The organism is Actinokineospora sp., from assembly GCF_052390155.1.
Lineage (GTDB): Bacteria > Actinomycetota > Actinomycetes > Mycobacteriales > Pseudonocardiaceae > Actinokineospora.
Genome location: NZ_JBQTHF010000027.1, coordinates 138,707 through 145,466, shown reverse-complemented (window position 1 = coordinate 145,466; position 6,760 = coordinate 138,707). Strand labels below are relative to the sequence as shown.

The following is a 6,760-nucleotide window of genomic DNA, read 5'->3' as shown; positions in this document are numbered from 1 at the left end:
GAGAGCAGGGTGTTCGCGCCGTCGGCGGAGTTCGCGGCGGCGGCGAATGTCACCGCGCAGGCCTACACCGACGCCGCGGCGGACCGGGAGGGATTCTGGGCCACCCAAGCCGAACGCCTGACCTGGGACACCCCCTGGACCCAGATCCTGGACTGGACCGACGCACCCTTCGCGAAATGGTTCATCGGCGGCACACTCAACGTCGCCTACAACTGCGTCGACCGCCACGTCGAAGCCGGCCTCGGCGACCGCGTCGCGATCCACTGGATCGGCGAACCCGGAGACACCGCCACCATCACCTACGAACACCTCCGCACCCAAGTCTGCAAAACCGCCAACGCCCTCACCGAACTCGGCCTCGTCGCCGGGGACCGCGTCGCCATCCAACTACCCATGATCCCCGAAGCCGTCTACGCCATGCTCGCCTGCGCCCGCCTCGGCCTCATCCACACCGTCGTGTTCGGCGGCTTCTCCGCCACCGCCCTGCGCACCCGCATCGAAGACACCGCCGCCCGCCTGCTCATCACCAGCGACGGCCAATACCGCCGCGGCACCCCCGCCCCCATGAAGAACAACACCGACCACGCCACCACCCACACCCCCACCATCGAACACGTCCTCGTCGTCAAACGCACCAACACCGACATCGACTGGACCGAAGGCCGCGACCTCTGGTGGCACGACACCGTCGACCACCAACCCGACCACCACACCCCCCAACCCTTCGACGCCGAACACCCCCTGTTCATCCTCTACACCTCCGGCACCACCGGAAAACCCAAAGGCATCCTGCACACCACCGGCGGCTACCTCACCCAAGCCTCCTACACCCACCACGCCGTCTTCGACCTCAAACCCGACACCGACATCTACTGGTGCACCGCCGACATCGGCTGGATCACCGGCCACACCTACATCGTCTACGGACCCCTGAGCAACGCCACCACCCAAATCATCTACGAAGGCACCCCCAACACCCCCGACGAACACCGCCACTTCCACATCATCGACACCCACAACGTCACCATCTACTACACCGCCCCCACCCTCATCCGCACCTTCATGAAATGGGGACCCCACATCCCCGCCGCCCACAACCTCACCTCACTACGCCTGCTCGGCTCCGTCGGCGAACCCATCAACCCCGAAGCCTGGCTCTGGTACCACAACCACATCGGACCCACCCACATCCCCATCGTCGACACCTGGTGGCAAACCGAAACCGGCGCCATCATGATCAGCCCCCTACCCGGCGTCACCCACACCAAACCCGGCTCCGCCCAACAACCCCTACCCGGCATCACCGCCACCATCCTCGACGACACCGCCACCCCCATCACCGACACCACCCCCGGCTACCTCACCCTCACCCAACCCTGGCCCGCCATGCTCCGCGGCATCTGGGGAAACCCCCAGCGCTACCACGACACCTACTGGACCCGCTTCCCCGGCCACTACTTCGCAGGCGACGGCGCCAAATACGACACCGACCACCACATCTGGCTCCAAGGCCGCATCGACGACGTCATGAACATCAGCGGCCACCGCATCTCCACCACCGAAATCGAATCCGCCCTCGTCTCCCACCCCACCGTCGCCGAAGCCGCCGTCGTCGGCGCCACCGACCCCACCACCGGCCAAGCCATCGTCGCCTTCGTCATCCTCCGCGCCAACACCACCCCCACCCCCACCACCCCCACCACCCTCCAACACCACGTCACCACCACCATCGGCCCCATCGCCAAACCCCGCACCATCCACATCGTCACCGAACTCCCCAAAACCCGCAGCGGCAAAATCATGCGCCGCCTCCTCCAAGACATCGCCGAACACCGACCCCCCGGCGACACCACCACCCTCGCCGACACCACCGTCATCGACCTCATCACCACCAACCTCACCAACACCCCCACCCAAGACTGAACGGGTGAGTCAGGAGTCGGCGGCCGCCTCGGTCCGTCGACCGGCGCGGATCGGGGTGAAGACGCCGCACTTGGCGCACAGCCGGGCGTCCGCGCGGCGGTGCAGCAGCTCCGCGAACGCCGGGGCGGACCGGGAGCCGCTCGCCAGCTCGACAGCGGCCTGCCGCACGACGGAATCCACCACGTCGGCGGACAGGGTGGGATGGCGCGCCGCCAGGGTGCGCGTGGCCGCGTCCACCAGCTCGTGCAGAGTGGCGGTGTCGAACGCCATCGCCATCGCCCCAGTGTCCTCTCCGGGTGCCGCCAAGTCGATGGCCGAAACGTAGCAACCGTCTGTCCTATTGCGACGGCCGAACGGCGCAGTTCACCCAATGGTGATCAGCGGGCACCAATCGGTGTTTCCGCGCTACACGGCGGCTTCGGCGGGCTCCTCGAACTGGGTGCGGTACAGCTCCTCGTACCGTCCGCCCGCGGCCAGCAGTTCCTCGTGCGTCCCGCGTTCGACGACCCGCCCCTGCTCGACCACCAGGATCACGTCGGCGGCGCGGATGGTCGAGAGCCGGTGCGCGATCACGACCGCCGTGCGCCCCTGCAGCGCCTCCCCCAACGCCTCCTGCACGGCCACCTCCGAGGTCGAGTCCAGGTGCGCGGTGGCCTCGTCGAGGATGACCACCCGGGGCTTGGCCAGCAGCAGGCGCGCGATGGTGAGCCGTTGGCGTTCGCCGCCGGAGAGCCGGTAGCCGCGTTCGCCGACGACGGTGTCGAGGCCGTCGGGCAGCGTGCGCACGAGGTCGGCGAGGCGGGCGCGGCGCAGCGCGTCCCACAGGTCGTCCTCGGTCGCGGTCGGGCAGGCGAGCACCAGGTTCGCCCGGATCGACTCGTGGAACAGGTGCCCGTCCTGAGTGACCATGCCGAGGGCGCCGCGGATGGAGTCGGCGGACAGTTCGCGGACGTCGATGCCCGCGAGCCGCACCACGCCGTCGTCGGTGTCGTAGAGCCGGGGCGCAAGCTGGGCGATGGTCGACTTGCCCGCCCCCGACGAACCGACGAGGGCGACGAGCTGGCCGGGTTCGACCCGGAAGGACACCTCGTGCAGCACGTCGACGCCGCCGCGGGTGTCGAGCGCGGCGACCTCCTCCAGCGAGGCCAGCGACACCTTGTCCGCCGACGGGTAGGCGAAGCGCACCTTGTCGAACTCCACCGACACCGGGCCGTCCGGCACCGCGCGGGCGTCCGGCGCGTCGGCGATGAGCGGTTCGAGGTCGAGGATCTCGAACACCCGCTCGAAGCTCACCAGCGCGCTCATCACCTCGACGCGGGCGCTGGCCAGCGCGGTCAGCGGTGAGTACAGCCTGGTCAGCAGCAGGGCGAGGGCGACGACCGCGCCCGGGTCGAGGCTGCCGCCGATGGCCAGCACCCCGCCAAGGCCGTAGACCAGCGCCAACGCCAGCGCGGACACCAGCGTCAGCGCGGTGACGAAGATCCACTGCACCATCGCGGTGCGCACGCCGATGTCGCGGACCCGGCCCGCCCGCGCGGCGAACTCGCGCGACTCGTCGGCGGGCCTGCCGAACAGCTTGACCAGGGTGGCGCCGGGCGCGGAGAACCGCTCGGTCATCTGGGTGCTCATGGCCGCGTTGTGGTCGGCGGCCTCCCGCTCCATCCGGGCGAGCCGGGTGCCCATCCGCCGGGCGGGCAGCACGAAGACCGGCAGCAGCACGAGCGCCAGCAGGGTGATCTGCCAGGAGATGCCGATCATCACGACCAGGGTCAGCGCGAGTGTCACCAGGTTGCCGACGACGCCGGACAGGATGTCGCTGAACGCGCGCTGGGCGCCGATGACGTCGTTGTTGAGCCTGCTGACCAGGGCGCCCGTGCGGGTGCGGGTGAAGAACGCGATCGGCATCCGCTGCACGTGGTCGAACACCCGGGTGCGCAGGTCGAGGATCAGCTCCTCGCCGATGCTCGCCGAGAGCCACCGCCCGACCAGCGCGAGCCCGGCCTCCACGACCGCGACGATCGCGATCACCACCGCCAGCATGACGACGGTGCCGGTGGTCCCGGCGCCCACGATCGCGTCGACCACGCGGCCGGCGAGCACGGGCGTGGCCACGGCCAGGGCCGAGAGCACGATGCTCAGCGCCAGGAACCACGCCAGCCATTTGCGGTGCGGCTGGGCGAATTCCCAGATCCGCCGGAACGTGTCCCTGGACAAGGTCCGCTTGTCCTCTTGCGCGTGCATTGTCCGGTAGAGCGACATCCACGCCGTCATCTGCATATCCACCAGGAGCCTCCGGTTCGATCCGTCCCGCACCACGGTAAGACCTCGACCAATATCGAGATCAAGCGATTTTCGCGGGCGGCCCTTCGACGGCACCGCCTGGCGGGTCAATAGACTGCCGCGGTGATCACACCGCTGAAGGAGTTCGGGACGGGCGTCGGCCTGCTGCTGCACGGGTTGCGGCTCGTGCTGGGCAACCGGTCGCTGCTGCTGCGGGGTGCGCTGCCGGTGCTGGTGACCAGCGTGCTGCTGTTCGCCGGACTGGCGGCGCTGGCCGTGAACACGGGCGACCTGGTGGCCTGGGCGACGCCGTTCGCCGAGGACTGGTCGACGGTGTGGCGCACCGCGCTGCGGGTCGCCGTGGGAGTCACGATCGTGGTCGGCACCGTGGCGGTGTCGCTGCTGCTGTTCACCGCGCTGACCCTGGTGATCGGCGGCCCGTTCTACGAGAGCATCGCCGAGTACGTGGAGGACACCGTCCTCGGCGGCGTGCCCGGCGCGCAGCGGGTGGGCTGGGCACGGGCGGCGTGGATCGGGCTGCGGGACACGCTCGCGCTGCTGGGGCTGCTGATCTTGAGCGGCATCGCGCTGTTCGCGCTGGGCTTCATCCCGGTGCTCGGCCAGACCGTGGTCCCGGTGCTGGCGGTGTGCGTCGGCGCGTGGCTGCTGGCGGTCGAGGTCACCGCGATCCCGTTCATCCGGCGGGGTCAGGGGCTCGCGGTGCGGCGTCGGACACTGCGCCGCAGCCGGTCGATGACGCTGGGCTTCGGCGTGCCGGTGTACCTGCTGTGCCTGGTTCCACTGGCCGCGCTCGTCGTCTTCCCCGCGGCCATGGCGGGCGGGACGCTGCTCGCCCACCGACTCACCGAGCCTGTCTCGGCGTAGGCGCGTTCGCTCACTGCTGAACGACGACCGCTGGTTGGCGGTGTCCCGGTGATCGCCGACGGTGGTTTAGTCGAGCGACCGAACACCTGGAGGCGACATGTCCGCGGCGACCACATCCGAGCAGCAGATCGGCGACCTGGCGAGCGCCTACGGCCAGGCGTGGAACGACCACGACGTGGCCGCCATCCTCGCCCTGCAGTCCGACGACATGGTGTTCCACCTGCACATCGAGGGTTTCGACGCGGTCCAGGGCAGCGCCGCGCTGCGGGAGCTGTTCGGCTTCTTCTTCACCACGATGCCCGATTACCGGGCCGACATCACCCGCACGCACGTGCGGGACGGCCTGGTGGTGCTGGAGTACGACATCACCGCCACGCTCGCCGAGCCGTTCCCGCTCGGCGCGGAGGTCGGCCTGCCGACCGGCGAGCCGATGACCTTCGCCGCCGTCGACGTGCTGCAGTGCGCCGAGGGCCGGTTCACCCGCAAGGACACCTACGTCGACGGGTTCGCCCTGCGCCGCGGGGTCGGCCTCGCGCCCTGACCCGCGGCGTCGAGTTCGGCCGCGGTCGGCGGGTCGGCGCCCGCGCGGGCACAGGTGAACGCGGCCACGGCGTTGGCGAAGTCCAGTGCCGCGGCCACTTCCGCGGCCGTGAGCGCGCCGATGTCGGCGTGCGCGCCCGCGAGAAGTCCGCCGCGGGAGAGCCGGCACAACAAGCCCGCGGTGAAGGCGTCGCCCGCGCCCACAGTGTCCACAACGGACACCGGCGGACCGGCGCGGGTCACCGACGCGGCCCGGGTGACGGCGTGCGCGCCCGCGCCGCCGAGGGTCACCACGACGATCTCCGGGCCCAGCGCGTGCCACCGCCACGCGCACTCCAGCGGGTCCGCGCCGGGGTAGAGCCAGTCGAGGTCCTCCTCGCTGACCTTCACCACATGCGCGAGACCCACCTGCCGTTCGACGCGGGTGCGCTCGGCCGCGCGGGTACCCGACAGCGACGGGCGGATGTTCGGATCGAGTGACACCGTCGTCCCGGCCGCGCGCGCGGCGGCCATCGCCGCCGCCACGACCGAGGCGCCGGGGTCGAGCAGCGTCGCCAGCGAGCCGGTGTGCAGGCAGTCCCCCGCCGAGAACGGGATTGCCGTGATGTCCCAGGCGATGCGGAAGTCGTAGTGGGCCACGCCGCGCTCGTCGGTGGCGGCGAAGGCGAGGCTGGTGGCGGCGGTGGGGCCGGGCAGGGTCCGCACGTCCACACCGCTCGCGGCGAGGTGGTCGCGGATCATCGCGCCGAACAGGTCGTCGCCGAGGCGGGTGCCGAGGACCACGGCCGCACCGAGTCGGGCGAGGCCGAGGGCGACGTTGGCCGGGCTGCCGCCGGGGTGGGCGGTGAAGGTGCGGCCGTCGCCCGCCGCGATGAGGTCGGCCAGCGCCTCGCCGACGACGGTGATCATCCGCGGCTCCCCCGGACGGTGGCTGTGGTCCGGGTCAGCGTGCCACAGGATCCGACCCGGCCTGGTGGCAACCTCAGGCCGGGTCGGTCGGTCTAGGAGGTGGGGCGTGGCAACCGAGAGAAGTGCGAGGCAGGCCCGTGGTGTGGATGGACCCGCTCACCGACGTGGCGACCGGCACCAAAGTTCCCCCCGACGTATCCGATGACACGACTGGCGAGCGGGA

Annotated in this window: 6 protein-coding genes; 3 read left to right on the top strand and 3 right to left on the bottom strand. The window is 70.6% G+C overall.

What is annotated here, in order from left to right; genetic code table 11:
* Positions 1-1,923, top strand: a 1,923-nt coding sequence (gene acs / locus ACT4N7_RS10390) for an acetate--CoA ligase (RefSeq protein WP_444828424.1), incomplete at its 5' end; no start/stop codon positions are given.
* 9 nt (positions 1,924-1,932) lie between these two features.
* Here the strand turns inward: acs and ACT4N7_RS10385 are convergent.
* A complete protein-coding gene (locus ACT4N7_RS10385; protein WP_444828423.1) occupies positions 1,933-2,199 on the bottom strand; it encodes a hypothetical protein in 267 nt (88 codons plus the stop codon).
* 129 nt (positions 2,200-2,328) lie between these two features.
* On the bottom strand, positions 2,329-4,194 hold the full coding sequence (locus tag ACT4N7_RS10380) for an ABC transporter ATP-binding protein (protein ID WP_444828422.1): 1,866 nt from the start codon (positions 4,192-4,194) through the stop codon (positions 2,329-2,331).
* A gap of 132 nt (positions 4,195-4,326) precedes the next feature.
* Here ACT4N7_RS10380 and ACT4N7_RS10375 point away from each other — a divergent pair, with 132 nt between their 5' ends.
* Together ACT4N7_RS10375 and ACT4N7_RS10370 are read left to right on the top strand one after the other, a co-directional pair.
* Positions 4,327-5,088, top strand: a complete 762-nt coding sequence (locus ACT4N7_RS10375) for an EI24 domain-containing protein (protein ID WP_444828421.1) — start codon at positions 4,327-4,329, stop codon at positions 5,086-5,088.
* 97 nt (positions 5,089-5,185) lie between these two features.
* A complete protein-coding gene (locus ACT4N7_RS10370; protein ID WP_444828420.1) occupies positions 5,186-5,629 on the top strand; it encodes an ester cyclase in 444 nt (147 codons plus the stop codon).
* On the opposite strand, the gene ACT4N7_RS10365 is transcribed toward ACT4N7_RS10370, so the two are convergent.
* Positions 5,581-6,537 (bottom strand): carbohydrate kinase family protein, encoded by a 957-nt coding sequence (locus ACT4N7_RS10365; protein WP_444828419.1) that lies wholly within the window; start codon positions 6,535-6,537, stop codon positions 5,581-5,583. The two genes, ACT4N7_RS10370 and ACT4N7_RS10365, sit on opposite strands and share 49 nt — an antisense overlap.
* Positions 6,538-6,760: the final 223 nt, after the last annotated feature.

Bases quoted from the DNA above. Each gene is read 5' to 3' on its own strand.
- ACT4N7_RS10385 (WP_444828423.1), bottom strand. From the start codon at position 2,199: ATGGCGATGGCGTTCGACACCGCCACTCTGCACGAGCTGGTGGACGCG.
- ACT4N7_RS10380 (WP_444828422.1), bottom strand. From the start codon at position 4,194: ATGACGGCGTGGATGTCGCTCTACCGGACAATGCACGCGCAAGAGGAC.
- ACT4N7_RS10370 (WP_444828420.1), top strand. From the start codon at position 5,186: ATGTCCGCGGCGACCACATCCGAGCAGCAGATCGGCGACCTGGCGAGC.
- ACT4N7_RS10365 (WP_444828419.1), bottom strand. From the start codon at position 6,537: ATGATCACCGTCGTCGGCGAGGCGCTGGCCGACCTCATCGCGGCGGGC.